At 41.0% G+C, this 26,711-nt stretch carries 30 protein-coding genes; 10 read left to right on the top strand and 20 right to left on the bottom strand.

The features are described from left to right. Window positions 1-39 precede the first annotated feature (39 nt). The 4 genes from ntdP to fabL form a co-directional block, all read right to left on the bottom strand. Window positions 40-570: a nucleoside tri-diphosphate phosphatase gene (ntdP, locus tag QNH43_RS03665; protein WP_063234823.1), complete on the bottom strand. Its 531-nt coding sequence runs from the start codon at window positions 568-570 to the stop codon at window positions 40-42. Between the two features lie 233 nt (window positions 571-803). Further along, a complete protein-coding gene (locus QNH43_RS03660; protein ID WP_063577340.1) occupies window positions 804-1,058 on the bottom strand; it encodes a YgaB family protein in 255 nt (84 codons plus the stop codon). A 161-nt stretch (window positions 1,059-1,219) separates the two neighbouring features. After that, a complete protein-coding gene (locus QNH43_RS03655) occupies window positions 1,220-1,495 on the bottom strand; it encodes a gamma-type small acid-soluble spore protein (RefSeq protein WP_283916844.1) in 276 nt (91 codons plus the stop codon). 81 nt (window positions 1,496-1,576) lie between these two features. Then, a complete protein-coding gene (gene fabL, locus QNH43_RS03650) occupies window positions 1,577-2,326 on the bottom strand; it encodes an enoyl-[acyl-carrier-protein] reductase FabL (RefSeq protein ID WP_063234820.1) in 750 nt (249 codons plus the stop codon). Window positions 2,327-2,393: 67 nt separating this feature from the next. Here fabL and QNH43_RS03645 point away from each other — a divergent pair, with 67 nt between their 5' ends. Further along, a complete protein-coding gene (locus tag QNH43_RS03645) occupies window positions 2,394-2,618 on the top strand; it encodes a hypothetical protein (RefSeq protein WP_076371141.1) in 225 nt (74 codons plus the stop codon). An 80-nt stretch (window positions 2,619-2,698) separates the two neighbouring features. On the opposite strand, the gene QNH43_RS03640 is transcribed toward QNH43_RS03645, so the two are convergent. After that, window positions 2,699-2,968, bottom strand: a complete 270-nt coding sequence (locus QNH43_RS03640; RefSeq protein ID WP_283916843.1) for a hypothetical protein — start codon at window positions 2,966-2,968, stop codon at window positions 2,699-2,701. A gap of 53 nt (window positions 2,969-3,021) precedes the next feature. Next, window positions 3,022-4,140: an A/G-specific adenine glycosylase gene (mutY, locus tag QNH43_RS03635; protein WP_283916842.1), complete on the bottom strand. Its 1,119-nt coding sequence runs from the start codon at window positions 4,138-4,140 to the stop codon at window positions 3,022-3,024. A gap of 206 nt (window positions 4,141-4,346) precedes the next feature. Between mutY and QNH43_RS03630 the strand changes: the two genes are divergently transcribed. Then, on the top strand, window positions 4,347-5,324 hold the full coding sequence (locus QNH43_RS03630; protein ID WP_076371135.1) for a metal-dependent hydrolase: 978 nt from the start codon (window positions 4,347-4,349) through the stop codon (window positions 5,322-5,324). A 54-nt stretch (window positions 5,325-5,378) separates the two neighbouring features. Here QNH43_RS03630 and QNH43_RS03625 read toward each other — a convergent pair whose 3' ends face one another. Then, window positions 5,379-5,645: a YfhJ family protein gene (locus QNH43_RS03625; protein WP_076371133.1), complete on the bottom strand. Its 267-nt coding sequence runs from the start codon at window positions 5,643-5,645 to the stop codon at window positions 5,379-5,381. Window positions 5,646-5,758: 113 nt separating this feature from the next. On the opposite strand from QNH43_RS03625, the gene QNH43_RS03620 reads away from it, so the two are divergent. After that, window positions 5,759-5,914 carry a small, acid-soluble spore protein K gene (locus QNH43_RS03620; protein ID WP_034305387.1) on the top strand — a complete coding sequence of 52 codons (156 nt, stop codon included), beginning with the start codon at window positions 5,759-5,761 and terminating at the stop codon, window positions 5,912-5,914. A gap of 41 nt (window positions 5,915-5,955) precedes the next feature. On the opposite strand, the gene QNH43_RS03615 is transcribed toward QNH43_RS03620, so the two are convergent. Both QNH43_RS03615 and recX read right to left on the bottom strand, forming a co-directional pair. Beyond that, window positions 5,956-6,267 (bottom strand): YfhH family protein, encoded by a 312-nt coding sequence (locus QNH43_RS03615; RefSeq protein WP_283916841.1) that lies wholly within the window; start codon window positions 6,265-6,267, stop codon window positions 5,956-5,958. 75 nt (window positions 6,268-6,342) lie between these two features. After that, the gene (gene recX / locus QNH43_RS03610) at window positions 6,343-7,140 is read right to left on the bottom strand and encodes a recombination regulator RecX (RefSeq protein ID WP_283916840.1); all 798 of its coding nucleotides are present in this window, start codon (window positions 7,138-7,140) and stop codon (window positions 6,343-6,345) included. 125 nt (window positions 7,141-7,265) lie between these two features. On the opposite strand from recX, the gene QNH43_RS03605 reads away from it, so the two are divergent. From QNH43_RS03605 to QNH43_RS03595, 3 genes are all read left to right on the top strand, one after another. Beyond that, a complete protein-coding gene (locus QNH43_RS03605) occupies window positions 7,266-8,186 on the top strand; it encodes a TIGR01777 family oxidoreductase (protein ID WP_283918274.1) in 921 nt (306 codons plus the stop codon). Window positions 8,187-8,239: 53 nt separating this feature from the next. Then, the gene (locus QNH43_RS03600) at window positions 8,240-8,362 is read left to right on the top strand and encodes a YfhE family protein (RefSeq protein ID WP_081088510.1); all 123 of its coding nucleotides are present in this window, start codon (window positions 8,240-8,242) and stop codon (window positions 8,360-8,362) included. Between the two features lie 109 nt (window positions 8,363-8,471). Continuing rightward, entirely contained in the window at window positions 8,472-8,654 is a 183-nt protein-coding gene (locus QNH43_RS03595) for a YfhD family protein (RefSeq protein ID WP_034306455.1), read from the top strand. Window positions 8,655-9,029: 375 nt separating this feature from the next. On the opposite strand, the gene QNH43_RS03590 is transcribed toward QNH43_RS03595, so the two are convergent. The 5 genes from QNH43_RS03590 to QNH43_RS03570 all read right to left on the bottom strand — a co-directional run bounded on the left by QNH43_RS03590 (window position 9,030) and on the right by QNH43_RS03570 (window position 14,388). Next, window positions 9,030-10,610, bottom strand: coding sequence for a fatty acid--CoA ligase (locus tag QNH43_RS03590; protein WP_283916839.1), 1,581 nt, complete (start codon window positions 10,608-10,610; stop codon window positions 9,030-9,032). A gap of 133 nt (window positions 10,611-10,743) precedes the next feature. After that, window positions 10,744-11,895: a thiolase family protein gene (locus tag QNH43_RS03585; RefSeq protein ID WP_076371125.1), complete on the bottom strand. Its 1,152-nt coding sequence runs from the start codon at window positions 11,893-11,895 to the stop codon at window positions 10,744-10,746. A gap of 28 nt (window positions 11,896-11,923) precedes the next feature. Continuing rightward, window positions 11,924-13,069: an acyl-CoA dehydrogenase family protein gene (locus tag QNH43_RS03580; RefSeq protein WP_283916838.1), complete on the bottom strand. Its 1,146-nt coding sequence runs from the start codon at window positions 13,067-13,069 to the stop codon at window positions 11,924-11,926. 81 nt (window positions 13,070-13,150) lie between these two features. Further along, window positions 13,151-13,918 (bottom strand): 3-hydroxyacyl-CoA dehydrogenase, encoded by a 768-nt coding sequence (locus QNH43_RS03575; protein WP_283916837.1) that lies wholly within the window; start codon window positions 13,916-13,918, stop codon window positions 13,151-13,153. Window positions 13,919-13,992: 74 nt separating this feature from the next. Then, window positions 13,993-14,388, bottom strand: a complete 396-nt coding sequence (locus QNH43_RS03570) for a MerR family transcriptional regulator (protein WP_063234808.1) — start codon at window positions 14,386-14,388, stop codon at window positions 13,993-13,995. Between the two features lie 164 nt (window positions 14,389-14,552). Between QNH43_RS03570 and QNH43_RS03565 the strand changes: the two genes are divergently transcribed. The 3 genes from QNH43_RS03565 to QNH43_RS03555 all read left to right on the top strand — a co-directional run bounded on the left by QNH43_RS03565 (window position 14,553) and on the right by QNH43_RS03555 (window position 16,560). Then, entirely contained in the window at window positions 14,553-14,978 is a 426-nt protein-coding gene (locus tag QNH43_RS03565) for a universal stress protein (protein ID WP_283916836.1), read from the top strand. 166 nt (window positions 14,979-15,144) lie between these two features. Continuing rightward, entirely contained in the window at window positions 15,145-16,026 is an 882-nt protein-coding gene (gene cidR / locus QNH43_RS03560) for a cidABC operon transcriptional activator CidR (RefSeq protein WP_283916835.1), read from the top strand. Between the two features lie 162 nt (window positions 16,027-16,188). Continuing rightward, window positions 16,189-16,560 carry a hypothetical protein gene (locus QNH43_RS03555; RefSeq protein ID WP_283916834.1) on the top strand — a complete coding sequence of 124 codons (372 nt, stop codon included), beginning with the start codon at window positions 16,189-16,191 and terminating at the stop codon, window positions 16,558-16,560. 62 nt (window positions 16,561-16,622) lie between these two features. On the opposite strand, the gene QNH43_RS03550 is transcribed toward QNH43_RS03555, so the two are convergent. The 5 genes from QNH43_RS03550 to QNH43_RS03530 form a co-directional block, all read right to left on the bottom strand. Next, window positions 16,623-17,345 carry an amino acid ABC transporter ATP-binding protein gene (locus QNH43_RS03550; protein WP_076371113.1) on the bottom strand — a complete coding sequence of 241 codons (723 nt, stop codon included), beginning with the start codon at window positions 17,343-17,345 and terminating at the stop codon, window positions 16,623-16,625. Next, window positions 17,342-17,998 (bottom strand): amino acid ABC transporter permease, encoded by a 657-nt coding sequence (locus QNH43_RS03545; protein WP_283916833.1) that lies wholly within the window; start codon window positions 17,996-17,998, stop codon window positions 17,342-17,344. The genes QNH43_RS03550 and QNH43_RS03545 overlap by 4 nt, the downstream gene beginning before the upstream one ends. A gap of 78 nt (window positions 17,999-18,076) precedes the next feature. Beyond that, window positions 18,077-18,898, bottom strand: a complete 822-nt coding sequence (locus QNH43_RS03540; protein WP_076371109.1) for a basic amino acid ABC transporter substrate-binding protein — start codon at window positions 18,896-18,898, stop codon at window positions 18,077-18,079. A gap of 340 nt (window positions 18,899-19,238) precedes the next feature. Continuing rightward, complete coding sequence (locus QNH43_RS03535) at window positions 19,239-20,258, bottom strand: AI-2E family transporter (protein ID WP_076371107.1); 1,020 nt, start codon at window positions 20,256-20,258, stop codon at window positions 19,239-19,241. Between the two features lie 220 nt (window positions 20,259-20,478). Further along, window positions 20,479-20,709 carry an excisionase family DNA-binding protein gene (locus tag QNH43_RS03530; RefSeq protein WP_076371105.1) on the bottom strand — a complete coding sequence of 77 codons (231 nt, stop codon included), beginning with the start codon at window positions 20,707-20,709 and terminating at the stop codon, window positions 20,479-20,481. Between the two features lie 250 nt (window positions 20,710-20,959). On the opposite strand from QNH43_RS03530, the gene QNH43_RS03525 reads away from it, so the two are divergent. Continuing rightward, window positions 20,960-21,886 (top strand): UCP032817 domain-containing protein, encoded by a 927-nt coding sequence (locus tag QNH43_RS03525; protein ID WP_283916832.1) that lies wholly within the window; start codon window positions 20,960-20,962, stop codon window positions 21,884-21,886. A gap of 61 nt (window positions 21,887-21,947) precedes the next feature. Here QNH43_RS03525 and QNH43_RS03520 read toward each other — a convergent pair whose 3' ends face one another. After that, window positions 21,948-26,618: a hypothetical protein gene (locus QNH43_RS03520; RefSeq protein WP_283916831.1), complete on the bottom strand. Its 4,671-nt coding sequence runs from the start codon at window positions 26,616-26,618 to the stop codon at window positions 21,948-21,950. Window positions 26,619-26,711 lie beyond the last annotated feature (93 nt).

Below are 26,711 nucleotides of genomic sequence, written 5' to 3'. Positions count from 1 at the left end.
AATGAAAAAGCCTGCCAATTATGCAGCAGGCCCTTTCTATCATCGATAGGTTAAAAAGCGTTCATACCAACTATCAATAAACTCTGCGGAGAATGGTCCTTTTCGCTGGCGTATCATATAAATCAAATAGTCTACGTTCTGTTTCAATATTGAATCGATGGCATCCGGGTAATTCATTTCTTTCCGATGCCTTTCATATTCATCCTCATCCAGCAAATTAAACGTCATATCTGGGAATACTTTAATGTCCAGGTCATAGTCAATGTATTTCAATGCTCCCGATTCGTATGTGAACGGCGAACTGATATTGCAATAATAATAAACCCCGTCCTCTCTCAACATACCAATAACATTAAACCAATACTTTGAATGAAAATAGCAAATCGCCGGCTCTCTCGTAATCCAGGTCCTTCCATCTGATTCCGTTACCATAGTACGGTCATTCGCTGCTATCACCAGATTTTGGGTCCCTTTTAAAACGGTCGTCTCTTCCCAGATACGATGGATATGTCCATTATGTTTATAGCTATGGATTTGGATTTTTCCTCCTTCGGCAGGAACAATCCCCATTTATCTCTCCCTACTTTCTATAGACACCCTGACAGCGTACTGTGCCCTATTCCGTTTGCAGTGTTGTGTGTATTTAAAAATATATACTTTTTTCCATTTACCCTATATTCCTATATTATAGCGATTTATTCATAAATTTAAAACAAAAGTGGCTAATCTCCCAGTGAAAATGTGTAAATAAGTCGAAAAAGTCTGACCATCCACCCATTTTAACTAAGAAATTAGCCGGTTCTTTATCGTATGGCAGCCTGTCCTTGCTGAAAATAACGGATGACTTCTTCCGTTTGCTTCTCGAACATATCATGGATACTTTTCAATTCCTGCTTTTTGAGTTGAATCTCTTCCTGAATCGTGACTGCTTCACTCTCCTCTTCCAGGGCAAGGAGTTGCTTCTCTATATCTTGGCATCTTTCGATTTCGGATTGTAAAAGTAAAAGCTTATCCATCGTTTTCAACTGGTTGTTTATAAGCCGGTTAAATTCCTCCATGAATGCACCTTCCTAATCTGTATTTTTTCTATAGTATGTATATTCTATTTTTATCCGTTTTTTCCTTTGACATAATATGTAAACACGACGAAACATTTGTCGAAACCAATGAAAGGCAAAAAAAAAGCACCCTTCAAAAGAAGGATGCTTTTAATCGGCAATTAGCCTTGGCTTTTATTGCTTTGAGATTTTTGGTTTTGTTGTTTCACTTCTTGAACGTTAGTTTCAGAAGCAAACTCTGTACCGAATTGGCCTTGTGCTTGACCTTGACCTTTTTTTTGTTGAGATTGCGCGTTTTGTTGTCTCACTTCTTGAACGTTAGTTTCAGAAGCAAATTCTGTACCGAATTGGCCTTGACCTTGTTGAGATTGCGCGTTTTGCTGTCTCACTTGTTGAACATTAGTACCTGCTTGTGATTTATTCATGTTTTTAGCCATTGATATCACCTCCACGATAATAAGATAACCATTATCCAGGAGTGTTATCCAACTAAAAACATTTAAATTTTTCCAATAACATTAAACAAGCAATGAAATGCCTCCATCAACTATTACAGTTTGTCCACGAATCATACTGGCTCCATCGGAAATTAAGAACAGGATGGTATTCACCATATCTTCCACCTCGACCATCCGTCCAGCCGGAGTCTGTTCTGCCGCCTCGGCAAGCATTTCATCCCGATTCGGGAAAGACTTCAGGGCATCTGTATCGATCACACCGCCTGAAACGGCATTGACACAAATATTTTTTGCAGCCAATTCGACCGCTAAATATCTTGTCAGGGCTTCAAGCGCAGCCTTGGAAACTCCAACAGCTGTATAATTTTTCAAATAGCGAATGGATCCTAGTGAACTGATGCTGACGATTTTCCCCCCGCCATTCCTCTCCATTAATTTCGCCGCTTCCTGTGCACAGAAAAGGAGGGCTTTCGTATTGATGTCCATGGTCCAGTTCCAATGGGATTCCTCCAGCTCCATTAACGGACGCTGCACACCTGAGGCCGCATTATTGATGAAAATATCCAAACGCCCATAATACGCATCGATTTCCTCGAACATGCTTTTCACTTTCGCAACGTCACCGACATTCGCCTTAACTACAAGGGCTTTACGCCCCAATGCTTCAATTTCGGCTGCCACTTCTAATGCTTTTGACTTGCTCCGGGCATAATTAATAACGAGGTCGTAACCTTCCTCTGCAAGCCTTATTGCCGTGCTTCTGCCTAAACCTTTACTGCTACCTGTAACGAGTGCCACTTTTTGTTCCATTTGTTTATTCATCCTTTCTGAGTAAACACCGAGTAATAAAAATCATTTTTTAAGGAGTGTTACTGTTATGTATGTTGGACGCGATATGACAGAGTTGTCGATGATGAAAAAATCGGATTGGGAAAATAGCGAACTTGCCTATTTTCATCACTCCCTTCAACAAATGGTACCTTATTTAAACCAAGAAGGACAGAGTATCCATAGCGAAATCGTCAAAGAAATTGAAAATAGAGGCGGACTTAACAGGCAGGAAGCCGATTATACTCATGGAACGAAAACCCTTTACGATTGATTTTATACGGATATGGCTTTGAAAATCAACAAAAGGAAGAGGATATCTAAGCGGATATCCTCTTTCATGCTCCTAAATCACTAGCGCCTTTTTTTAATCACAATTTTATTATAAGAGGTTATAGCCAGTGCGCAAATCAGGGCTGTCCCAAAGAATGTTAACGAATATAAAGAAGGTGAAATTACATTACCGAATACCATTTCATTCTGAAGTGCCCCTGCTTGTTCCCATGCATTTTCAATGTCCGGTTTATATCGGCTCGTTTTTATGGACCCAACCATTATCGCACTCCCAAAATATAAAGCATGAATGATGACTGAACCCATGAATGCTTGAATGACTATCCTCATTTCCGCGCCCCCTCAATACCCTTATATTACCATATAATATCAATTGAGAGCCTTTATTCAATTCGTTCTTTTTCTTTATACGCCTTCATCATTTTTTGGTGGGAAACCGGAAATGCCAACTCCTCCATCTCTGCTTCACTCACCCACTTAAGTTGCTGTTCTCTTAGTGTCTCTTCACTGATGGCCTTTTTGACCACTCCGATATATGTGTCCACTTTCCAAACGAGATGCGAGAAAACATGTTCAATCCTCACAAGTGATTCAGTGATTTCAGGTTTGACGCCATACATTTCCTGAAACCGACTCTCGAAGAATTCACGCTTATGCAAAAGGGATGAATGGTTTTCGAAGTTCGGATATTCCCAAAGATTTGCAAGCAATCCTGCTGATGCTCGCTTGTGAATCAAATATTCACCTTTTTCATTTGTTAAAACGGCAGCTACAATTGGTACATCCCGCGTTTTTTTCTTTTGAATTTTTATCGGCAATTCCGACTGAACTCCGGATTCAAATGCTAGACAATGACTTTGAATGGGACATAATAGGCAGGCAGGCTTACCCGGTGTGCAGATTAATGCACCAAGTTCCATCAAGGCTTGATTGAAGGCAGACGTATGTTCATGATCGATCAGCTTTCTTACGGCAGCTTCGAATGTTTTTCTTGTCTTTGGCTTTGCTATGTCTTCATATATCATCAATATCCTTGATAAAACACGCATGACGTTTCCATCAACGGCTGGCTCCGGCTTGCCGTATGCGATACTAAGAATCGCACCGGCTGTATATGGGCCGACACCCTTCAATTTTGAAATTTCCTCGGGATCATCCGGTACGATACCATTATAGGATGCCTTCACTTCCTGAACGGCACTATGCAGATTCCTTACACGTGAGTAATATCCCAGCCCTTCCCATGCTTTTAGGATTTTCTCTTCATCGGCATTGGCAAAATCCTCGAGTGTTGGAAACCATTCCACAAATCGGTTGAAATAAGGAATAACCGTATCCACCCTCGTTTGCTGCAGCATTATTTCAGAAACCCAAACACGGTATGGATCCTTATTTTCCCTCCATGGCAATTCTCTTTGTTCTTCGAGAAACCAGGAAACCAAATCTTTTTGAAATTCTTCGATTTTTATTTTTTCTATTGTCGGGATCGTTATTTCTTTCACATCAGTTCCTCCAAAGATGTTAAACTCTTATCAAAAATGGGAATACCTATAGTAGGTCATTCTTTTTTTAATATCATGTTCATATCCATTTATTTGTCACGGGCACGAAAAAAAGTAAAAATTTTATTCATTTGATGGTTAATATATAAATACGGTATGATGAGAGAAGACCATTTTTTTCAATTTGTGGCAGGGAGGTTAGTTTTTTGGATACAGGTACTCACTTTGTCATGGGAATTGCCCTTGGAGGTCTTGCCACATTAGATCCTGTCATTGCGCAGAGCCCAGTCACTGCAAGTGCAGTCATAGCAGGTACGATATTGGGATCACAAGCTCCGGACATTGACACTGTTTTAAAATTAAGGAATAATGCTGTATATATACGAAACCACCGTGGAATCACGCATTCCATTCCCGCTGTTTTACTTTGGCCCTTGATTATCAGCGGAGCACTTTTCGCCATCATACCTGAAGCAAATTACCTTCATCTTTGGCTTTGGACCTTTTTAGCCGTATTCCTTCATGTATTCGTGGATATATTCAATGCTTATGGGACCCAGGCTCTTAGGCCGATTTCGTCAAAATGGGTAGCTTTAGGAGTCATCAATACATTTGACCCGTTCATTTTTGGAATACATGTTGCCGGCCTGATCTTATGGGGCTTTGGATTTCCTCCAGGCTATTTATTTCTCTCCATTTACGGAATACTCGTCATTTATTACATTTCCAGATTCAGGGAACAGGCTTTTATAAAAAAAGTGGTCAAACGGCAAATTCCTGGAGCAAGGAAAATTCTTTTATCACCAACCATGCGTTTTCACCGCTGGAAAATTGCGGTGATTACCGAAAAGAATTATTATGTGGCACGGGCCGATAATGGATATGTGACGATTCTGGATACGTTCGATCGAGTGCCTTTGCCTGAAAGTGAAATTCTCGAAGCCGCCAAGAAGGATATCAACTTGGCAGCCTTTCTGTCCTTTTCCCCGGTTTACCGCTTTGAAATCGAACAGATAAAAGAATATTATGAAGTCCGTTTTATCGATTTAAGATATCGCAGCAATGGATATTACCCGTTTGTGGCAGTGGTCCATTTAGACAGCGAATTGAATATCTTGAATTCTTATACCGGCTGGATCTTTAGCGAAGCGAAACTGCAGAAGAAATTGAATATTATTTTGTAGTCACTGCATATTGAAAAGAGCTGATTCCAGGGAACCCCTCTGGAATCAGCTTTTTTAATGCACTCGATTCTGCTGATTTAATAATTGTTTATATTTAGGGTTTTTTGCAATGAATTCGTGGAATTGCTCTCCGTAGTTATCAATCCAGGTCATTACAACGCGCGATGTCATTTCTTCTCCGGCATATTCATGCCCGGCCTTTGCATAGGTCGCCTCGAAATCTTCCCATAATAATTCCACCCAAGTCAAAGCTTGCTCATACGTGATGTGTTCATTTTTCTCAAGCAGTATCTTGGTTAATCTTTCATGGTAATCATTCATTAGAACCACCTCATTGCCAATATTTTTACAGAATGAACTATACTGTCCCATACCCATACTAGTGGTAAGCGGAAACGCTTCTTTCTTTAATCTGATGCTTGGAGGAGAAAAATTTGCGAAATAAACAAAAAGGATTCCCCAACCAAAACAATAATAAATTCCAAGGCGAGCCTCGTGCAAAGGCAAGATATGCTTCAAAGCGTGCAGATGGGAGTATTAATACACACCCTCAAGAAAGAATGAAAGCATCAAACGAGCGATCGAATTAAAAGGTGCATCAGAAGGAATCGGGTACTTCCCCGGTTCCTTTTTATTTCAACATTGAAATTGGAAGTGCTTCTTCCTTACCGCTTCCACCTAAGCGGTAACCCCATGCGAATACGCCGTTCATATAATCAATTTTGAAATAGACTCCGGGATCTCCGTCAATTTGATAAATTTCACCTTTTTTGAAATCATCCGGATTTAACAAATAGGCCTTGGCCATCGTCACTTTTCGTTCCAATACGGAGTATTCATTAATCATTCCCAATTGCTCTGCTTTTCTCGCTTTTTCAGTCAACGCTGAAATTTCCTGTTGTAGTTCATAGGCGGTCAACTTGCTGTATCTTACGTCACTCATATATATGACTCCTTAAATGAAATATTAATTTACTTCTATATTAAACAAAATTTAGTGATTTGGCTATCGATGCACTTAATCCCCATCAGGATTGGAAAGATAACGCTCGATCAATTCTATTGGAAAACCTTTTCGGTATAATGCCTGCTTCATTTTTTGTTCATATTCGAAGCCTTCATGGTTTTTATATCGGCGTTGCATTTTTTCGGCATGGTGGCAAAGAGAATCCCATTGTTCATCTTCATCCTTTTCAACCGTCACATCTTCAAGTGCCTCATGGATGACATCTCTAGGGAAACCTTTCCGTAACAAGGTTTGTTCAACTTTCAGCCTTAAAGCTCGTTGGGAAATGTTTTTTTCCTTTTTGACCGCTTTTCCAGCAAGTTTCCTTGCATGTTCAATCTGAATATCATAGGGGTATTCCTTCAATGCCTCGACAACCAACTTTTCTTGCACCCCTTTTTCCTTAAGCTCGAGCTTAAGGGTAGTGGGCCCTTTATTGCCTCCATTCACATGGGTCCGTACGTAAGCCTTGGCAAATTCAAGGTCGTCTAAATAGTTAAAACTGTATAGTTTATGTATCGCTTCCTTAATGATCGGCTCTTCCGTCTCCTTCTTTTTTAAATAAAGGCGAATTTCCGATTCCGAGCGCATTCGGTATGATAAATAATTAAGTGCATCGGTAAATGCTTTTTGGATTTCGTCATGGAATTGTATTTCAGCCAAAAGCAGGTCATCAAGTTCCATTCCCTTTTTCAACTGAAATTTCAATAGCACTTCTTCATCTACACTGAAGGCATATTTTTCGTCAACGAAAATGTTATAACGATCTTTACGTTTCTTTTGGGTTGTTATTTTTGTTATGTTTGGCATAAATCCACCCCCACCCCTACTTTACCCCTTTACGTTTACCATTTCTATATATAGCATGTCTAAAAATGAAAAAAGAACATGGGCATGTTAAAGTGAAGGAAAGAAAGGGAAAGGAAGTGGTTTTCATGAAAATAGCCATTGCTGGTGGAAGCGGTTTTGTCGGCACAGCCCTTATTGATGAATTATTAAAAGAAAATCATGACATATATATTTTGACACGTCATCCCGATAAATTTAAAAAACAGACTAATTTGACATATATCGGCTGGTTGACCAAGGAGGCGAAGCCGGAAAAGCACTTGGCGGGGCTAGATGTTTTCATTAACCTTGCTGGTGCATCCCTGAACAGCGGGCGTTGGACACCTGAACGAAAACGCCGGATTGTCGAAAGCAGGGTCGAAGCTTCCAAAGAGATGAACCGGATCATATCCATATTGCCCGATAAAGTGTCCGTCATCATTAATGCAAGTGCAGTCGGATATTATGGTATTTCGGACGATGAGACCTTTACCGAAACCTCTGGATCCTTTGGTGATGATTTCTTGGCACGTACTGTTCAACTATGGGAAAAGGAAGCGGCTAAATCACGCTCTTACTGTAAAAGGTTGGTCCTAACAAGATTTGGGGTGATTCTTGGAGAAAAAGATGGCGCACTGCCAATGATGGTCCTCCCCTATAAACTATTCGGCGGAGGAAAGATGGGCAAAGGGAATCAGTGGCTTTCCTGGATTCATATCCATGACGTGGTCCGTGCAATCATCTTTTGCATGAACGATGAGCGGATAGAAGGCCCAGTCAATTTTACGGCACCGAATCCCGTGCAGATGGATACATTCGGGAAAACGATAGGAGCTGTCCTGCACCGGCCACATTGGTTACCCGTACCTCCCTTCTTTCTCAAAAAACTGCTGGGGGAAATGAGCATACTTGTGCTTGAAGGACAAAATGTCCTTCCCACTAAACTTAAAGAGGAAGAATTCACTTTCTCCTTCCCAACCCTTAAAGAAGCTTTACAAAATATCTTGAAAGAAGATTCTCACGTATGAAAGGGTCATTTTAGGAAAAAATAGGGATATTAAGTGAAATGGAGATGATCTAATTGCTCAAAAAACACGATAAAGAAAAAAGTAACTTAACTAGTACCCAAGCGATTCTTTATGCTCGCGAATTTAAAAAGGCAGATCGAGCTGGTGGATATACCGAGAAGAAATCCCGTCGTTAAGTTTGGCGTTTTTTCCCGTACATTTTGAACAGCCACTCAACACAAAATAAGCTGGAGATGATTAGTGAATTCATCTCCAGCTTATTTTTTATTCTAGGGGGCTTCTAACATGGGACGAAATAATATACACCATAATCGAGATAAGAACAAACAAAAACTTCCCCAGGTTCCTAAAAACCTGAAGAGTGACGGACTTGACGTTGAGTATTCTTCCGAACTGGCTGACCAGGAAGACATCGAGGCACAAGCCCGGGCAAATGCGGCTGACCGCCGTGCTCATAATCGCCGTTAATAAGCAGGATAAACCAAACCAAGGGGCTGTAAATCAGCCCCGTATATATTCTATATTTACATGGTTTATCCACACCCCTGTGTATATTGTGGATATATTCTGAAAATACTGACAAACTATAAGTGTAATAACTCACCTTATTAACATGAAAATAATGTTATTTCTGGATAACCCTGTGGATTATGTGGATAAAGGGGATGTTAGGCTAACCACGCAGCAATTTCGTTGTGGATAACTATTCTCTCTACTTGATTTGTTCCACAGGATTATTATTTATATAATAATTCATCTATATCGTTTACGGTCTTTATTAAATTTCTTCCTTGCAAGTTCGTATGCCAAGCAATTCTAAATGACTTTTCACTGGCCCCTGCATTAAAGCAGGTTCCCCAAACTTTTTCCATCAACATTTTCTTCCAACTGTTTACGAAGCAAGAATTTTTGAATCTTCCCGCTTGCGTTTCGAGGCAGCTCATTACAGAAGATATACCTTCTTGGACGTTTATAGTTCGCTAGTGTAACGCTGTTTCTACACCAGGTTTCTAAATCTGTTTCTGCAAGCGTTGGGTCTTTGGCTACGATGAAGGCCGTCACCATTTCCCCCCATTGATCATCCGGTTGACCAAGTACTGCACAGTCGAGAACTCCTTGATGCTCATATAGTGTATCCTCCACTTCACGTGGATAAATATTTTCCCCTCCAGAAATAATCATGTCGTCCACCCGGTCCTTGACCCACAGATATCCATCTTCATCCAGGAAACCGATGTCACCGGAATGGTACCAGCCTTTGTAAAGCGCCTTTTCGGTCTCTCTATCTTTTTGAAAATAACCCTGCATGATACACGGACCCTTCACAAGGATTTCCCCTGTTTCCCCAGGTTCCAGCATATCCTCGGGATCCGATGGCCCTTCGTCATTCGGACGGGCAATGATTATTTCATGATCGGAACATGCCTTGCCGGCAGAACCCGCTTTCCTGATTTGATCTTCCTCCATTAGGAGAGTGATGGCGGGACCCATTTCAGTCATTCCATAAGCTTGGATGAACTGGATGCCGAGTTTCTCCTGACAGGCGCGTACAAGTGTTGGAGCCATCGGGGCTGCTCCATAAAGCCCAAGCTTCAAACTCTGGAATTTGTACTCATCCAAGTTTTCCTGGATGAGCATGTTCCACATCGTGGGTGCAGCAAAAAACTTGGTGATTCCTTCGGTTTCAATCAATTCCATGACCTTCTTGGGATTAAACTGATGTAATATGACATTTGCGGCACCGACCTGTATGCGTGGTAAAAAGGAACAGTGCAATTCGGCACAATGAAACATCGGTGCAGTGATCAAACCGATATCAGAGCGTTCATACTTCATGGCCTCTATTAAAATCTCGGATTGTTTGACCATGTCTTTATGAAGGTGAATGACCCCTTTTGGACGTCCGGTTGTCCCGCTCGTATACATGATGGCATAGATATCATCTTCGTGAACGTCCACTTCATCAGGCTTTGACGAAATACTGGCCATTTTCTGGCGGTAACCTTTTGCATATCGAGGCACATCATCATCAATATACCAAAAAGCCGTTTCCGGAAATCGCTTTTCAACTGCGGCAACGTTCGTTTCCAGTTCGTGTTCGAATAAAACGACCTTTGGAGCAGCGTCGTTCAAGATGAAGGCCAACTCTTCCGGCATTAATCGGAAGTTGATTGGATTAAAGATTGCGCCGATTTTTGCACAGGCAAAGAATGCTGTTGCAAGCTCTTCATTATTGTAAAGGTACGTAGAGACCCTGTCCCCTTTTCGCACCCCTTCCCCTTGAAGGGCAGCCGCCAACCTATTCACCTGCTCATTCCATTGAATGTACGTATAGCGGATATTTCTTCTCACGTCGTAGATAGCTTCTTTAATGGGGAATTTCTGAACCGTCTGATCAAAGATATTTTTAATCGTTACTGACATATCATGTTCCTCCTCAAGTAACCACCATCAACTCCGAAGAGTTCAGGCAAAGCCTGCCGATGGTCGGCTTCATCCCTTTTTCAGCTTTTACTTTCGTGCGAATTACGAATGTTCCTAAATGGATAGTCCGGCTTCAGTCCAATCTTTCAATGATGGTTGCATTCGCCATGCCGTGGCCTTCACACATTGTTTGCAGCCCATAACGGCCGCCCGTCCTTTCTAACTCATGGATCATCGACACCATTAATCGGGCCCCGCTTCCGCCAAGAGGATGACCCAAGGCAATCGCCCCGCCATTTGGATTCAGCTTTTTGGGGTCTGCCCCCGTTTCTTTTAACCAGGCAATCGGTACAGGGGCGAAAGCTTCATTCACTTCAAAGATATCGATATCATCAATTGTAAGACCTGCTTTTTCCAAAGCTTTTTGGGTGGCGGGAATCGGTCCCGTAAGCATCAGGGTGGGATCTGACCCGACAACAACCCGTGTATGCACTTTAAAGCGCGGTTTCAATCCAAGTTCTTCGGCTTTACTGCGTTCCATCAATAATAAAGCGGCAGCACCGTCACTGATCTGACTTGAGTTCCCTGCATGGATTAAACCGCCTTCTTGAAAAACCGGTTTCAATCCAGCAAGAACTTCAAGCGTGGTTCCGCCCCTTGGGCCTTGATCTTCCGTAACTTCGATTTGATTTCCTTCTTTATCGGTACCCGTTACTGATATCATTTCACGGTTAAAATGCCCTTCATTTTGAGCACGTATTGCCTTGGCATGACTCTCAACGGAAAACTGATCACAATCTTTCCGTGTTATTCCCCACTTAGCGGCGATTCTCTCAGCTGACAAACCTTGGTTGATCACCTCATACGAGTCCATATACTTTTGGCTTGTTCCAGCACCTTGATAATTAGACCCCATGGGGACTCGTGACATGTTTTCCACACCACCGGCCACTACCACATCCATATCACCTGACAAGATGGCCTGGGAAGCGAAATGGACTGCCTGCTGACTTGATCCGCATTGACGGTCAATCGTCGCTCCCGGCACTTCAATCGGAAACCCGGCAATCAGTGCAGCAACCCTTGCTATATCACCGGCCTGTTCGCCCGACTGTGAAACACAGCCTAAAATGACATCATCGACAATGGCCGGATCGATGCCCGCCTTTTCAATCAGCTTCTTCAATACTTCCCCAGCCAGATCATCAGGGCGAACGTCTTTCAAGACACCGTTCCTTCTGCCTACTGGCGTGCGGATCCCTTCAACGATAACCACTTCCCGCATATACTCTCTCCCCTTCTCATCCTTTTTATTATAGACCCAGGTTCTTAGCGATGATTTTCTTCATGATTTCATTTGTCCCGGCATAGATGCTTGCTACCGGAACATCCCGATACCTTCTGGCAATCTTGTATTCCTCCATAAATCCATAGCCGCCATGGAGCTGCATGCATTCAATGGATATTTTTCTGGCAGTCTCCGTCAAACGCCATTTTGCCATCGAAACTTCCGTTACAACCTGTTCACCAGCCATATGTTTGGCGATCAATTGATCTAGGAAGGCACGCCCCATTGTGATTTCCGTTGCCATTTCCGCGATTTTGAATTGTGTATTTTGAAACTGACTTACGGATTTTCCGAACGCTTCCCTGCCCTTCACATACTCAATCGTATCGGCCAGCATATCCTCAGATGCGGTTTGAGCACAAATTGCCACTACAAGGCGTTCCTGCTGCAGTTTTTCCATTAAGTAAGTAAACCCCCTGCCTTCTTCACCAAGCAGGTTTTCCTTTGGAACACGGCAATCCTCGAAAATGAGCTCTGCTGTATCCTGACTGTGCAAGCCAAGTTTCTTCAGTTTTCGCCCCCTGGAAAATCCGGGTGTATCCCTTTCGACCACGACTAAGCTAACACCTTTATGTTTCGGAACGGCACTTGGATCCGTTTTACAGGCAACGATGACCAAATCCGCATGAATGCCATTTGTGATGAATGTCTTTTGGCCATTTAATATGTAATGATCTCCATCCAAAATGGCAGTCGTTTTAATATTGGCCAAATCCGAACCTGTTCCAGGCTCGGTCATGGCAATGGCCGTAATGATTTCCCCTGTCGTGCATTTAGGAAGCCAGCGCTGTTTCTGCGACTCATTTCCGTATGCGGAAATATACGGAACGGTGATGTCACTGTGAAGTCCGAAACCAATGAAACCAGAACCGACTCTTTCCAATTCTTCATTAATTATGACAGCAAAGCCCCAATCTACCCCGGAACCCCCATAATCTTCTCCAAGGTCCGGACATAAAAAACCCTGTTCCCCCATTTTCACCCAAAATGACCGGGGAATGATCCTCTCTTCTTCCCATCGTTCATAGTTGGGAACTGCTTCTTTCTCTAAAAACTTACGGAATGACTTACGGAAAATTTCATGATCTTCAATTAGGTATGGATGCTTCATCTGTTCTCTCTCCTCTCCATTTCTTTTTGTCGGAGGCCCTTTTTCCAGATATACAATGAATTGCCCTTAAGGAATTAACACTTACCTGGGTGACATTCTGATGGCCCCATCAAGTCTGATGGTTTCCCCATTCAGCATTGGATTCGTTATGATGCTTTCCGTTAGTTTAGCGTACTCTTCGGGATACCCGAGCCTTTGGGGGAATGGCACGGTTTTACCTAATGACGTCCTAGCTTCTGCAGGCAATGAATCGAACATCGGAGTATGGAATAGACCGGGTGCAATCGATACGACACGTATCCCTTTCGTGGCAAGCTCCCTTGCGATCGGGAGAGTCATAGCAACAATCCCCCCCTTAGAGGCACTATATGCGGCTTGTCCGATTTGTCCTTCAAAGGCAGCTACCGAAGCTGTATTGATAATGACCCCACGCTCCCCCTCTTGGTTCGGTTCATTTTCGACCATTTTTTCCGCCGCAAGCCGGATTACGTTAAACGTACCGATCAAATTGACCTGCACGACATTTGAGAACGCTTTCAATTCATGGATACCTTTTCTGCCTATGACCTTCTCTGCAATCGCAATGCCTGCACAGTTGATGACCGTATTGATGCTCCCGAATTTTTTCATTCCTTCATCCAATGCTACCGATACGCTTTCCTCACTAGTTACATCCGTTTTAATGAACAGCACTGAATCTCCCAATTCCTGAGCCATTTTAGCTCCGTTTACTTCCGAGAGGTCAAATATGACCGCTTTTCCTCCTTTTTTAATGATGTTTCTTACTGTCGCAGCTCCCAGACCAGAAGCCCCGCCTGTCACAACTGCAATGGTTTCTTGAATTTCCAAATTCCCACCCCATTTGTTTTCTAGAATATATATTCATCTCTCACTATCATCAAAACCTATTTTCAAGATTAATTTCACCGCTTGCCTGTTTTATCGTTCACTTTCAGGTCATGAAGGGTTTCGGTAAAGCCTTTGATTACCTGTTCAAAATCCTGTTTCAAACCATCCAGCTCTTTAATGCGTTCGTTGATTTCGTTTAATTTCTGTCCTGCAGTTTCAATCGTTTTTTCCAATTGCTTAATGCCTGTCCTATCCTTATCGAATAAAAGGACTATATCCTTTATTTCGACTAACGAAAAACCATACTTCTTACCGCGCATTATGATTTTGAGCTGTGCATATTCCTTCTTTCCATAAACTCTTTTTCCCGTTTCGGTACGCTTTGGCCTAAGCATACCCAGTTCCTCATAATAACGGAGGGTCCTTGTCGTCAATCCGAATTCTTTTGCTAACTCAGAAATGGTGTACATGTTAAAACCACACTTTGCAAAGGGATTATTTACCTTTATTTTAACATTGACGTTAACGTAAACTTCAATAAATATTCACAAAATTTCTAATATATGAAACTGCATGAAAGATTTAAATTGATATACTAGGGGTATATTCTTTAAAAGAGGGGAATGATCGATAAATGCTATGTTCAAAAATATTAGTTGCTTATGATGAATCTGAATTGGCACTTAAATCTTTAGAAAAAGCGATTGAAATAGCGAAGCTGGATCCCGCTATCGAAATCCAGGTGCTTCACGCTGTAACGCTGCCAATCAAATCAAATATATATGGCAATGCCTTTCAGGAAATCGAAGAATCCATGCTCAAGTATGGCAGGGAAGTGATTAAAAAAGCGGAAGCGCTTTTATCCGAAATCCCGAATGCATCCCAGACATTTGTCGTGGAGGGTTCAGCCATCACGACTTTATTGGAACATGCAAAATCCCAGAATTGTGACCTTATCATCATGGGCAGCCGTGGATTGAGTGGCTTCAAGGAATTCCTAGGCAGCGTGAGCCACTATATCGTTCAACATTCCCCAGTGCCCGTCTTGTTGGTCAAATAAAATATACGGCAGATACTCTTGCCAGCCCTTTCATAAGCTGGGTTCCCCTTTGGAGTCCAGCTTATTTATGCGTGCATGTACCCCAGCAAAGCTTATCATGTTTTACAAACACTTCCTTTTACGGGTAAAATGAAACTAATTTTAAACGAGGATAACAGGTGACGCAATGGATATTAAACATTTGCAATACTTTATAGAGGTAACCAATTTCAATAGCTTCACCCGTGCTGCCGACCATTTATTCATTACCCAGCCGACCATAAGCAAGATGATTAAAAACCTGGAAACCGAGCTAGGTGTTGAGCTTTTTGATCGTTCACGTAAGCAACTGATCTTGACCGATGCAGGCAGGGTTGTCTTAGAGCAGGCAAAATTGATTGATAAGGCCTTTCACAATTTAGAAACGGAAATGGACAATTTATTAGGTTTAAAAAAGGGACATATACGCATCGGGCTGCCGCCGATCATCGACGCTTCTTTCTTCCCCCGAATTCTTAGCCGTTTTCACGAAGACTATCCCAATATTACCTTTCAATTAATAGAGGATGGTTCAAAGAAAATAGAAGAATCCGTCCAAAATGACTTAATTGATATAGGAGTAATAGTCCTGCCAACCAACACCGCACATTTTCATCATTTTGCTTTTTTGGAAGAAGACATCAACTTGATTGTTCATCCCACCCATCCGCATGCTTGTAAGGAAGAAATCGATTTGGCCGACCTGGAAAACGAATCATTCATCTTATTCAATAAAGATTACGTCCTTCGTGATCTCATCATTTCATCCTGTAATGAAGCTGGTTTTTCTCCTTACATCGTCACGGAAAGCTCACGCTGGGATTTTATTGAGGAAATGGTCTACTGTAAACTTGGAATTGCTCTATTACCGGAAAGTTTATGCCGTCATGATGAGCGCGTAAAGACCATCAAGGTTAAAAACCCCTCCATCAGTTGGAATTTGGGATTTATATGGAGTAAGGACCATTACCTTTCATACGCTGCAAAAGAATGGCTGAAATATACGAGGGAAGCATTGTCTCATGAGTAGTGAATTATCTATCATGATTGATGTAAGCACTATCATAGATTTGGGTTATGCACATGATAACATCTAACCATTTTACATGGCGTTACGGCGGAGGTAGACTAGTATAAGTAAAAAGCACGGTAAATGCTGATGGATTCAATATATTCTAAAAAGGAGATATTCATGATCACTTTATCTAGTGTCGATGAGTTACAGGCAACTGAAGCAGCTTTAGAGAAAATTAAATATTCATACCCCGAACTATTTAATAAACTGCTCCATGTCGTTGCCTTAACACGGGCTCTTCAATTTAAATATCAATTTATGGGCACATTAATCATGGATGAAAACCCTAACGAAAACACCCCTGAATTCGTTATGCCCTCCGTTATCGGATTATATATAGAGGAAGTTCAAAAGTTAAAGGATGATCCGAATATCCAGGTATTACTTCAGACCTTCTCCCAAATTAAAAATATTGGATATGCCAAAATCAGTATGCTCGTGCTCGGTAAAAGCCCTGAATCGCTTTTAGGCGCTTCATATATCAAATGAAGCCCCCTGATGTGCTCCGAAAAAAAACCTCCCTTAAAGGAAGGTTTTTTCTTTACGTGTAATTAAAGTACTTTACTCAAAAAGGCTTTAGTTCTTTCCTGCTGGGGATTATTAAAAATCTCACTTGGAATATTTTCTTCAATAATATAACCTTCGTCCATGAAAATCACGCGATCTCCAACTTCTTTTGCAAACCCCATCTCATGGGTCACAACTACCATGGTCATGCCTTCTTTAGCCAGTTGCTTCATGACCTCAAGAACTTCACCGACCATTTCCGGATCTAGAGCGGAAGTCGGCTCGTCGAATAGCATGATTTTGGGCTCCATCGCCAACGCCCTGGCAATTGCGACACGTTGCTTTTGCCCACCCGATAATGAATCCGGATATGCGTTCGCTTTCTCGGCAAGTCCCACTTTCTTAAGCAGTTCCATCCCTCTTTGGGAAGCCTGTTCTTTGGATATTTTGCGGACCTTTATAGGCGCAAGCATTATATTCTCAAGTACAGTCTTATGTGGAAATAAGTTAAAATGCTGAAATACCATGCCAACTTCCGTCCGGACTTTATTGATATTGACCTTCTTGTCTGTCGTATCAAGCCCTTCAATGAAAATATGGCCTCCCGTTATCGTTTCAAGTTGATTGATACACCTGAGGAAAGTGGATTTCCCCGACCCAGAAGGACCAATCACCACGACTACTTCCCGAGGGGAAACGATTGCATTGATATTTTTCAATACATCATTATCGCCAAATGACTTCTTTAGATTCTCCACCTTGATCATTCTGTTTTCAACCTTCTTTCGAGTCTATTTAATACGAAACTTAAAATGAGGGTCAGGAATAAATAGATGAAGGCACACGCCAAGTATGGCTCCCACACTTTAAAGTACTGACTCCCCATCGCTTTCCCCCAATACATCAATTCCGGGGCAGCAATGACACAAAGCAGGGATGAATCCTTCAATAATACGATGAATTCATTTCCTAACGGAGGAATCATTCGTTTGAAAGCTTGGGGCAATACAACATGTATCATTGTTTGGATATGGGTCATTCCCAATGAACGCGCCCCTTCCATTTGCCCTTTATCGATGGATTGAATGCCCGCCCGGAAAATTTCGGCAATATATGCAGCTGCATTTAAAGATAAAGCAATGACACCGGCAGTCACTGCATTCGTTTCACCAGTAAAAAAGGGTACAATTCCAAAATGGATTAAAAAGATTTGAACTAAAAGCGGTGTTCCTCGAAAAACCGTGACATAGCAGTAAAATGGAAAGGCAAGCACTTTGTTTCTCATGAGTTTCCCTAAACCGATCATTAGCCCCAAAAAAGTTCCGATGAGGATGGAGGAAACCGACAGCCCAATTGTAAGCAACGTTCCTTTTAATAAGAAAGGAGCATATTCAAAAATAATATCCCAGCGAAAACTCATTTTGTTTCCCTCCTAAGACCAAAAAAACTGCGTAACTTCACACGTAAAGTTACGCAATCTTTTACTATCCATTTGTTTTTATTGTTGTGCTTTCAAGGTTTCAATATCTGGATCAGTACCAAACCACTTTTTATAGATTTCTGCATATTTCCCATTTTCATAAATGGCATTCACGGCTTTATCGAACTCCGATTTCAATTCACTTCCTTTTGGGAACATAAGACCATAAAACTCCTCATTGAAGCTTTTGCTATCTTCAACGACTTTCAGTTTTTGATCGGGGTTATTTTTCACATATTCTTCAACGACCGTATTATCAGCTACGACAGCCGAAGCTCCGCCTTTTAGTAATTCCTGAATGGCCAGGTTATTATTTTCGAATTTTTTGATATCCTTGTGATTCTTTCCAAGGAGTTTCTCTGTCGCTTCCTGTCCAGTAGTACCAGTCTGAACGGCAATGACGTTTCCTTTTAATTCATCCCCTGATTTTATATCACTATTCTCAGGAACGAGAATCTTGTTTGTGGATAAGAAATACGGAACAGAGAAGTCATAAGATTGTTTTCTTTCGTCATTCACTGTAATCGCAGATATGGCGACATCCGCTCTCTTACCTTCGATTTCAACAAAAATCGGATCCCAACCGACACTTTCCAATTTAACTTCATAACCCGCTTCTTTTGCCACGGCATTGATGAAATCAACATCGAATCCTACGATCTTATCTCCTTCAAGATATTCAAATGGAGCATAGTTGGCGTCCGTCACGATCCTGAGTGTTTTCCCATTGGACTCTTCTTCTTTACCAGTTGTCGAGACTTCCTTACCCTTCCCGCATCCTGTCAAGACTAGTAACAAAGAAGCAACCATGGCAAACACTAAAAAAGAAACCTTCTTCAAAATAATCCCCTCTTCTCTCTCGTAAACTCTCTTTTTTAAAAAAAACAGATAAATCTAACTTTAGAGAACTTTCAGTATATTCTTTTAAGAATATTATACGTTTATTTGTTTTTTTATGCAATAAAAAGTCGATAAATAACTTTAGTAAAATAAAATTTTAATCAATTAACTCGGTAAATCAAAAACGCAACTATGCTCTAATAGGGAAAGATGGACCATTTTCCCCTTTACTCAAATTGATGGATATTATATTGAAAACAGTTAGCGCCATTTTTCAAAAGGTTTAATAGAACAAAAATAAGCAGCAGCCATATTAGCGTGGCCGCTGCTCAAATGATAATTATGGAACTTCCATATTCCCCTCTTCAATATCCAACATATCCAACAGGAAGATGAAGATCGGTATTCCGATGATCAATCCCCATATCCCAAGGAAATGCTCGGAAAACAGTAGGATGATGAAGGTGAAAAATGTTGGAAGATTTGTTTTTGCCGACATGAATTTCGGATTTAAAATATAGCTTTCAATTGCATGGATCACAACAATCATGATTAATACAGCAATCACTTTGGGCATGCCGCCGATACTATAGGCAATCATGCTAAGTGGAATGAGGGAGATGATGACCCCTGCAACAGGAATCAAACCCAGGAAGAAAATCATGATCCCTAGACCGAGCAACTGCGGGAAGCCAAGAATCCATAAGAAAGTTACAGATAGGACGGCATTCGTGATGGCTATCAAGAACTGGACCTCAATCACCTTTCCGAATGAATTGATGAATTTGACGCCAAAGTGGCTTAAGTTTATAAAGAAAGATTTAAATTTGGCCCGCTTGAATTTAGAAGTGAAACGAATGATTTTATCCTTTTCCAATAAGAAAAATAGACTAAGCAACATGGAAATGAAAATTTGAAATGCCAGTTTACCGAAATCGGATATATAAAGATAGAGTGTATTCATCTGTGTTTGAAGATCGAGCGGAGATTTCAGCTCGTTCATTATATTAATGGCATATTGAATGACCCTGCTATCTGGTGGATGTTGAAAGAAGAAAACGATCTGTGTCACTAATTCCGTGAATTGTAGCGTAATGACCGGTAGATATTTATAAAGAACGATGGCTAAACAAGAAATGACGACTACATATAAAAAGCTTATAACAACCTTGGAATTGATATGCATCACTTTATTCAGCCGAATCATGATAATTTGCTCCAGCCTTCCCATCAGGAAAGTGAAAACAAATGTGAATAACACGATATTAACCATACTACCGATGCTAATTAAAAAGAGGACTAACACAATTAATGTAATTAACCTTGAAAAACCTTCGCTTTGCAAATACTCTTTTACCACTTACCTATCTCCTAACTACCGTTCTGCCGTAATAATTCCTTTACCTTTTATTTTACACGGAATTGAGGAATTCTACTACAATTACCTTCCATTGACAACAAAATTATTTGAATGATCAGTAAAACCCATGAAGGAGACGTCATTAATATTTTTCTGGAAAATTCGATCTTTTATCCTAAGCCATTTCTGCATGAAAAAACATCTGCCAAATTGGCAAATGCTAATCTTCATCCTTCACATCGATATCTTCGGGGATGGGTTCGTTATAATAATCCGCCAATTCCTTCTTATACTTCTCCATCTGTTCGAGATGCATTTTAAACTGATCTTTAAAAATCAAATGCTGTTCACCATCATGAACGGTACGGATTTTATTTTGAACGATCAAACTTTCTATATATGATTCCGGCATCGATAGATATTCCGCAGTCTCTTTTACTGTCAAGTACATGCCTTCACCCCTTTTCCTCTCTAACTATACTAGATATGAGGCATTATTAGAAGTGCTTGATTTTTGATTGAAATTCCCTTACATGACAAGCAAATGACGAAACCGTTTCAGAGTTTTTGCATGCAACCTCAACAGCTTAATCGATTTCCGTAAATGGAACATTACGTACAAAAAAACTTACAATCCCTTCCAATAACATGTAAGATAAAATTAAAGTAATATATCCATAGATTAAGAGGAGTGAACAAAAATGACCTTCTTTTATGTCATTCTTGCGGCAATTTTTGCTGTTTTCCTGATCAATTTCGTTAAAGGGCTAAGTGAACCGGCTAAATTAGAACGCTATCAAAATGAATTCCGTAAATACCATGCTGAAAATTTAAATCTGCATGTAACGGAAATCGTTTCAGAAGCATTGATAGAAAAGCTTAATAAAGCACTGGATTTTAATTATATGGAAAAGGTCAATGCTGAATTCCGCCTGAAGCATCCACGGGACTCACAGATAAAGGTCAATCAGGCATGGCGGGAATTGAAACGCTACTTGATTATGGCTGCAGTGTTTGGAAAAGTTGAAATGTTTAATTCAGTCATCGATGAGTTGTGGCATATCATGCTGAAATATAGACAAGAATATGATGAGTTTTGCCAGGCTTTCATCGGTAGGACCATTCAGCACCATCCTCATTCAGAACCTGTTTTCAAACCCGAAGAACGCACTCTTTTTGATTTTTACTATGTACAGCTATTTACGGTGGACTCCCATTCCATTCAAAAATGGGGCAAATTTTTCAAACATGATAAAGGGCAAACGCTTCTCCGCGATTTTGAAACGTTGGAGCTGGAGCAGTTAAAAGAGAAATATATGCGGAAACCGACAAGTATACAAGCGGAACAGACCTTTGAATCTTTCACTTCCCAATTTAAAGAAAATCGCCCCATGACAGATTTGAATTGGCGGAAAACGTACGACCAGACGGACTACGCGGCTCCTGCCTATTTCACTTATGCAAGCACCGATGATTTTGACAGTGAATTTAAAGATATTTTCGGGAATGAATCGAACACAGTTCCCTCGGGATCCGGCCATGCCGATCATGGGGGGCATAACGGTTCCCATGACAGCAGTTCTGATTCCAATTCAAGCTGTTCTTCATGCAGCTCTTGCTCGTCTTGAGCTCCACAAAAAACGCTTGGTATGCCCAAGCGTTTTTATTTTGCCCAATTTTCCTTTTTCATTAATTCCACCGATTGAACCAATTCTTTATCCTTTGTTTATTTTTCTCAAGAACCTCCTTCGATGTCCGGTTGTCTTTTTGTTTTTTCCATTCAAAGAAAGATGCAATTCCGATAAGCAGCCCTCCGCCGATGATTAAATACAGCCACCATGGCATCTCGCCCCACATCGAATTGGTATTCATATAGACATTGAATAAAATGGTCCCGGTTCCAGCGATGAAATAGGATTTGTATTTCATCATGAATCCAAAGAGCATTGCTGACAACGACACCGTGCCGATAATGAGCGCATCATATAAGGTGTTGCCTGCCATTGCATCAATGATCAAGGCTGAAAACAAGAGGAAAACAATACCACTCTCGATATATTGTGTGACTTTGCCTTTAACAAAGATTTTCCTCAGCAGAGTGGTGCTGACAATGAACAGCGGCAGAATATTCACCTCCGCCTCAAGTACAGGAGGTATCGTGAGCCGATCGACAATGACCCAATACGGATATAGACTGAAAAATATCGCTGCAGCCATCTGGGTTTTTCTTTCCAGCATTCCTATAGTCGTGTTTCTCATCAAAATGAAATAGGCCGGAATCAGAAGTGCCGCGAGGAATTCCAAAATGAAATGTGCTGGTCCCCCCGTCAAAACATCCATGTTCATGGCAAGAAGAAAGAGCAGACCATAGACTCTGTAAAAATCCAATTGAAGTCCTGCCTCGCCTTTATCAAGAAAGCCTTTAAAGAATTTCCTGCTTAGCAGTACCATCAAGGCCGTACACCAAAAAAGGACTGCCGCTCCAACGAAAGGCTGTAATGTGTCCGCGTACATGATGATGGTCCAATACGGATACAAACTGAAAATTCCCGTCAGCCAAACGTAGATCCCCTTTTCTTTTACATCCTTTGTGAAACTTCCAATCAAGATGAAGTAAACCGTGATCAAGAGCGATACGACAACCTGGAGTAACTGGCTTGATGTTTCAGTTACTGGAATTCCCCTATTCATGTCAAGTAAAAACAGCAGGCCATATATCCTGTATGAATCGATGGAAATGCCTGTTTCTTCCCTTTTGATCAAACCATCGAAATAACGCCGGCTTAAAAGCAGCATCCCTGACATACATCCGAAAAGGAACATCAATCCCATTTCAACCGATAGGCTGTCGGCATAGCCGACGATGTTAAGGAAGGGATACAGACTGACTAGTGCAGCAATATTGGAATAGATTTTCCTTTCTGGCTTTTCCGCTGTCAAGTTTCTCAGGAAAATGAAATAGGCGGTTAACAGAAGCGATACAAAGACTCGGAGTAACTGATGTTTAGTATCATTAAAAGCCTCCACATTCATATCGATCAAAAAGAATAAACCATAGATCCTGAAAGGGTCAAAGCTGATGATGCCTGATCCGTTTTTCTTGAGTAACCAGCTGGAATACAGCCTGCTTAACAACAGCATTCCTGCCATACAGCCAAATAGAACTGCCAAACTCGTGATGATTGGGAGTGCATGGGCAAAGTCCATGATATTGAGGAACGGAAAAAGTCCGGTGATGGCCGCTATTCCCGAATAAATGCCTTTTTCTTTCGTATGGATCGTGAATCTTCCCATAAGGATGAAGTAGCCAGGCAACAGCAGGGAGACAAAAATCCCCAAAACTGCAGAACCTGTATCGCTCATAAACACTTCCAGATTCAGAGTGCAAAGATATAACAAGCCAAAAATCCGATAATAATCAATGACTCTCTTCGTTTCCTCTTGGTTGACCAATCCTTTGAAATGGCGTCTGCTAGCCATCACCATCAAAGTCATGCATACAAGCAATACGATTATCGCCATAATCAAAGGTAATGTATTTACATACATATTATAAAAAATGAACGCCAGGCTTAGAGGAACAACAATATAGTTCCGCCAATTCCTTTTCATGAGCAGATACCAGGCAAACAAGAACTGTACAGTCATCACTCCTGCCCATACCAATTCCCTGTTAAGCGGAAAATCACGGATTGCCGTTTCCAATATGGATATGCTTATTCCTAAATGAATGAATGGAATAAAATAATACTCCATGATGCCTTTCCAATTCTGATTGGAAACCGACCACAGAATGGTTATAAGTCCTGCTGTAATCATCATGGATATTGATTTAATGAATGCCATTTGTCCCACGTTTGCAAAAAATAAATGGACCTGCATGAAAAGGGTCGAAAACCCTAGGTAAGTAAAGACGTATTTTTCCCATTTCACATGTGCTCTTAAAGCACTCAACATATAAATCAACAGTTGTGCAGCAAATAGGGATGGTGAACTTTCCGTATTAACAATGAGCAAATATCCAATGGGAATCGCCAGTAAGTTGGCAAGGTGACTAGTATATCGGAAGTACAATTTCCCTTTTCCCGAATATTTCCCAAGCCATTCTCCTAAAAGGAAAAAGATAATAGGACCTAGCAGCACAAACGCAATCTTCAATACCATTGAACTCAAATCAAAAACATCGTAGAGTGAAGCATATAGGCTGGCACTTGTAATCACGACAGGCACCCAGAATATGTGCTTCCGATGTATATGGACGGACCAACCGTTTATTGCCGTAGCTATGGCAATGACTCCGCTTTCCTCCAAAGGCTTCAGTGAATCGAATGGAATCGATACCAAGGAAAGGAAGGAAAGAATTTGTGAGCTATAAGCAAAAACAGGATAGAATTTATGATAACCCCTTCTAAATGTGTAAGCTGCACCGATGGAAATCAGTGAAACCCCCATTAAATAGACGCTGAGCGTTATATTTGACCGGACCCACTCTAAACTCTCCAACAAATATGGATAGAAAGCAACCAAAGCCAGTACTAATGTGATTGGAAATCCGTATATGGCGTTTTCCTTCATATGCTTTGATTCGTCTTTTATATATGTGATGAAGAAAAGCCCAGAGACCATGGCGAGGGAGGCACTAACTGCAAGCCAATCCATTTCGCTCAATTTACTGGTCATTATCACTAACATGATCATTGGGGAGATAAGTAAGATACTCTTTTTAAAAAGGCTGTACCTTGGGTGTCGGTTATATAAATATACTCCAACATATTGAATGACCTGAAGAACGAAAACAAGATTTAAAATGGTAGAAAAAGAGACTGGCAAGGCAAAGAAAAGATACAGGAACGCTAAGTCGAATACAACAACAGCCGGGTAAGTGAAGCTTGAATTTCTCGATTGAAGGGAAACATGTACAAGCTGAGCGGATACTATCATGAGCGCGATGAATATTTGCGCATAGTTCTCCTGGTACACCATCGCGTTACTATATAAGACAACGATCCCGCTCTCAATCAAACCGGTGAACATGAAGTTCTTGGAAAGCTTAATCATTTTGGATTTAGCCAGATATTTCGATAGCATAGTGAAAATGATTGGTACAAGCGCAAAAGCAATGACCATGTATTCACTTAAAAATGAGTTAAAAACAAAATGGATATATCCATACGTAAAAACGGCGCTAAAAGCCATTTCATAATATTTTTTTTGGAACTTGACCGAAAAAATTAATAACAAAATAGAAAAGACCATCAACGTTAGCGAGTACACCAAGTTACTTGAAAATAACGTCAGGATCACAAAGGCTTCCACGATGATCTTAAACTGGATGAATTGAAAAATGAATGGTTTGAATAACGTTAATGCTTTTTGATTTTTCAATTGCTCAATATTCCATAACAGAATTAAATTAAGAATGCCAATCGCTAAAAACATCCACTCGATAGTAGGAGTCACAAAGGCCAATCCGAAATAGCAGGTAATGCCAAACGTGAATATCGAAATGAAAATGAATATTTTCGACTTAAAATAGTCAGCAATCTTACAATAAATCGCTAAGCAGAGTAATCCCCCAAGAAACCCCAGTAGCCCCCTCCCCCCACCATTAAGTGAAAGGTACTCTCCAAAAATCCGATAATATGAAGCTGATAAAATCGTAATCGGAATGAATAAACCCGCTAGTGTCAGGAATGCAAAAGCCGTCTGTTCAATTTTCAGCTTCGAAGCGATGAAGGCCATTCCTGCAAAAATGACGGAAACCATCCCAATGAAGAAAACTTTCAGGACCGCATTCAGATCCCCCCATGAGGAAGTTGCTAAAATCAACCCGCCGAACAGAAGCAATATGACCCCGGTGAGCAGGATGACGGAGATATTCCGTTCCCTGATTTGCTCAGGTGTTTTCTTCGGCTTTGCCGGTTTTACCGATTTCTCCCGCTTGATGGCCTGCTTTTGAATAACAGGTTTCCTATCAGTGATCTCCTTGACAGGTTCAAGACTTTCCTCGAAAGCTGATTCATTAGTTTCATACAAGGTCTTCTCATCTTTCGTTATCGTTTCGTTCACTCCACTAAATTCACGTAATTTCAATGAAGATTCTTCAATCAGGCTATCTTGAGCCTTCATCTCGGCACTTTCACCGACAATCGTTTCATGTCCTTGGATGGATTTCTCCTTTCCATGCTCTAAGCGCTTTTGTTTATGGAGGGCTAATTGCAAATGCCGATTATATGCCCTGCTAATCCGGATATAATCTGATTTAGGGATAAGTCGCCTTTCCCATAAAACATCCAGCTCTTCTTGGAAAATGAGCTTCCTTCTTTCTAATGTCATTTCTTCGTTTGAAGAATCATTCATCCCAAGATTCCCCTTCCTTCAAATAGACCTTTATCATCTTATGTATATTCTCTTTTCGATAATAACAAAGTTTTTACATTTATTGAAAAATAA

The sequence above is a fragment of the Peribacillus simplex genome, assembly GCF_030123325.1.
Lineage (GTDB): Bacteria > Bacillota > Bacilli > Bacillales > DSM-1321 > Peribacillus > Peribacillus simplex_D.
The sequence above is the reverse complement of the archived record's forward strand: the minus strand, read 5'-3'. Positions and strand labels throughout refer to the sequence as shown.

Excerpts from the sequence above, each read along its gene's own strand:
- QNH43_RS03640 (WP_283916843.1), bottom strand. The coding sequence starts at position 2,968 with ATGAGGATAGTCATTCAAGCATTCATGGGTTCAGTCATCATTCATGCT.
- QNH43_RS03590 (WP_283916839.1), bottom strand. The coding sequence starts at position 10,610 with ATGTCAGTAACGATTAAAAATATCTTTGATCAGACGGTTCAGAAATTC.
- QNH43_RS03570 (WP_063234808.1), bottom strand. The coding sequence starts at position 14,388 with ATGTACACCATTTCTGAGTTAGCAAAAGAATTCGGATTGACGACAAGG.
- QNH43_RS03585 (WP_076371125.1), bottom strand. The coding sequence starts at position 11,895 with ATGCGGGAAGTGGTTATCGTTGAAGGGATCCGCACGCCAGTAGGCAGA.
- QNH43_RS03615 (WP_283916841.1), bottom strand. The coding sequence starts at position 6,267 with ATGAGTGACGTAAGATACAGCAAGTTGACCGCCTATGAACTACAACAG.
- recX (WP_283916840.1), bottom strand. The coding sequence starts at position 7,140 with ATGCCAAACATAACAAAAATAACAACCCAAAAGAAACGTAAAGATCGT.
- QNH43_RS03565 (WP_283916836.1), top strand. The coding sequence starts at position 14,553 with ATGCTATGTTCAAAAATATTAGTTGCTTATGATGAATCTGAATTGGCA.
- QNH43_RS03660 (WP_063577340.1), bottom strand. The coding sequence starts at position 1,058 with ATGGAGGAATTTAACCGGCTTATAAACAACCAGTTGAAAACGATGGAT.
- QNH43_RS03580 (WP_283916838.1), bottom strand. The coding sequence starts at position 13,069 with ATGAAGCATCCATACCTAATTGAAGATCATGAAATTTTCCGTAAGTCA.
- ntdP (WP_063234823.1), bottom strand. The coding sequence starts at position 570 with ATGGGGATTGTTCCTGCCGAAGGAGGAAAAATCCAAATCCATAGCTAT.
- QNH43_RS03545 (WP_283916833.1), bottom strand. The coding sequence starts at position 17,998 with ATGAGTTTTCGCTGGGATATTATTTTTGAATATGCTCCTTTCTTATTA.
- QNH43_RS03525 (WP_283916832.1), top strand. The coding sequence starts at position 20,960 with ATGACCTTCTTTTATGTCATTCTTGCGGCAATTTTTGCTGTTTTCCTG.
- fabL (WP_063234820.1), bottom strand. The coding sequence starts at position 2,326 with ATGGAACAAAAAGTGGCACTCGTTACAGGTAGCAGTAAAGGTTTAGGC.
- QNH43_RS03595 (WP_034306455.1), top strand. The coding sequence starts at position 8,472 with ATGGGACGAAATAATATACACCATAATCGAGATAAGAACAAACAAAAA.
- cidR (WP_283916835.1), top strand. The coding sequence starts at position 15,145 with ATGGATATTAAACATTTGCAATACTTTATAGAGGTAACCAATTTCAAT.
- QNH43_RS03645 (WP_076371141.1), top strand. The coding sequence starts at position 2,394 with ATGTATGTTGGACGCGATATGACAGAGTTGTCGATGATGAAAAAATCG.
- QNH43_RS03605 (WP_283918274.1), top strand. The coding sequence starts at position 7,266 with ATGAAAATAGCCATTGCTGGTGGAAGCGGTTTTGTCGGCACAGCCCTT.
- QNH43_RS03655 (WP_283916844.1), bottom strand. The coding sequence starts at position 1,495 with ATGGCTAAAAACATGAATAAATCACAAGCAGGTACTAATGTTCAACAA.
- QNH43_RS03625 (WP_076371133.1), bottom strand. The coding sequence starts at position 5,645 with ATGAATGATTACCATGAAAGATTAACCAAGATACTGCTTGAGAAAAAT.
- QNH43_RS03530 (WP_076371105.1), bottom strand. The coding sequence starts at position 20,709 with ATGTACTTGACAGTAAAAGAGACTGCGGAATATCTATCGATGCCGGAA.
- QNH43_RS03520 (WP_283916831.1), bottom strand. The coding sequence starts at position 26,618 with ATGAATGATTCTTCAAACGAAGAAATGACATTAGAAAGAAGGAAGCTC.
- QNH43_RS03555 (WP_283916834.1), top strand. The coding sequence starts at position 16,189 with ATGATCACTTTATCTAGTGTCGATGAGTTACAGGCAACTGAAGCAGCT.
- QNH43_RS03550 (WP_076371113.1), bottom strand. The coding sequence starts at position 17,345 with ATGATCAAGGTGGAGAATCTAAAGAAGTCATTTGGCGATAATGATGTA.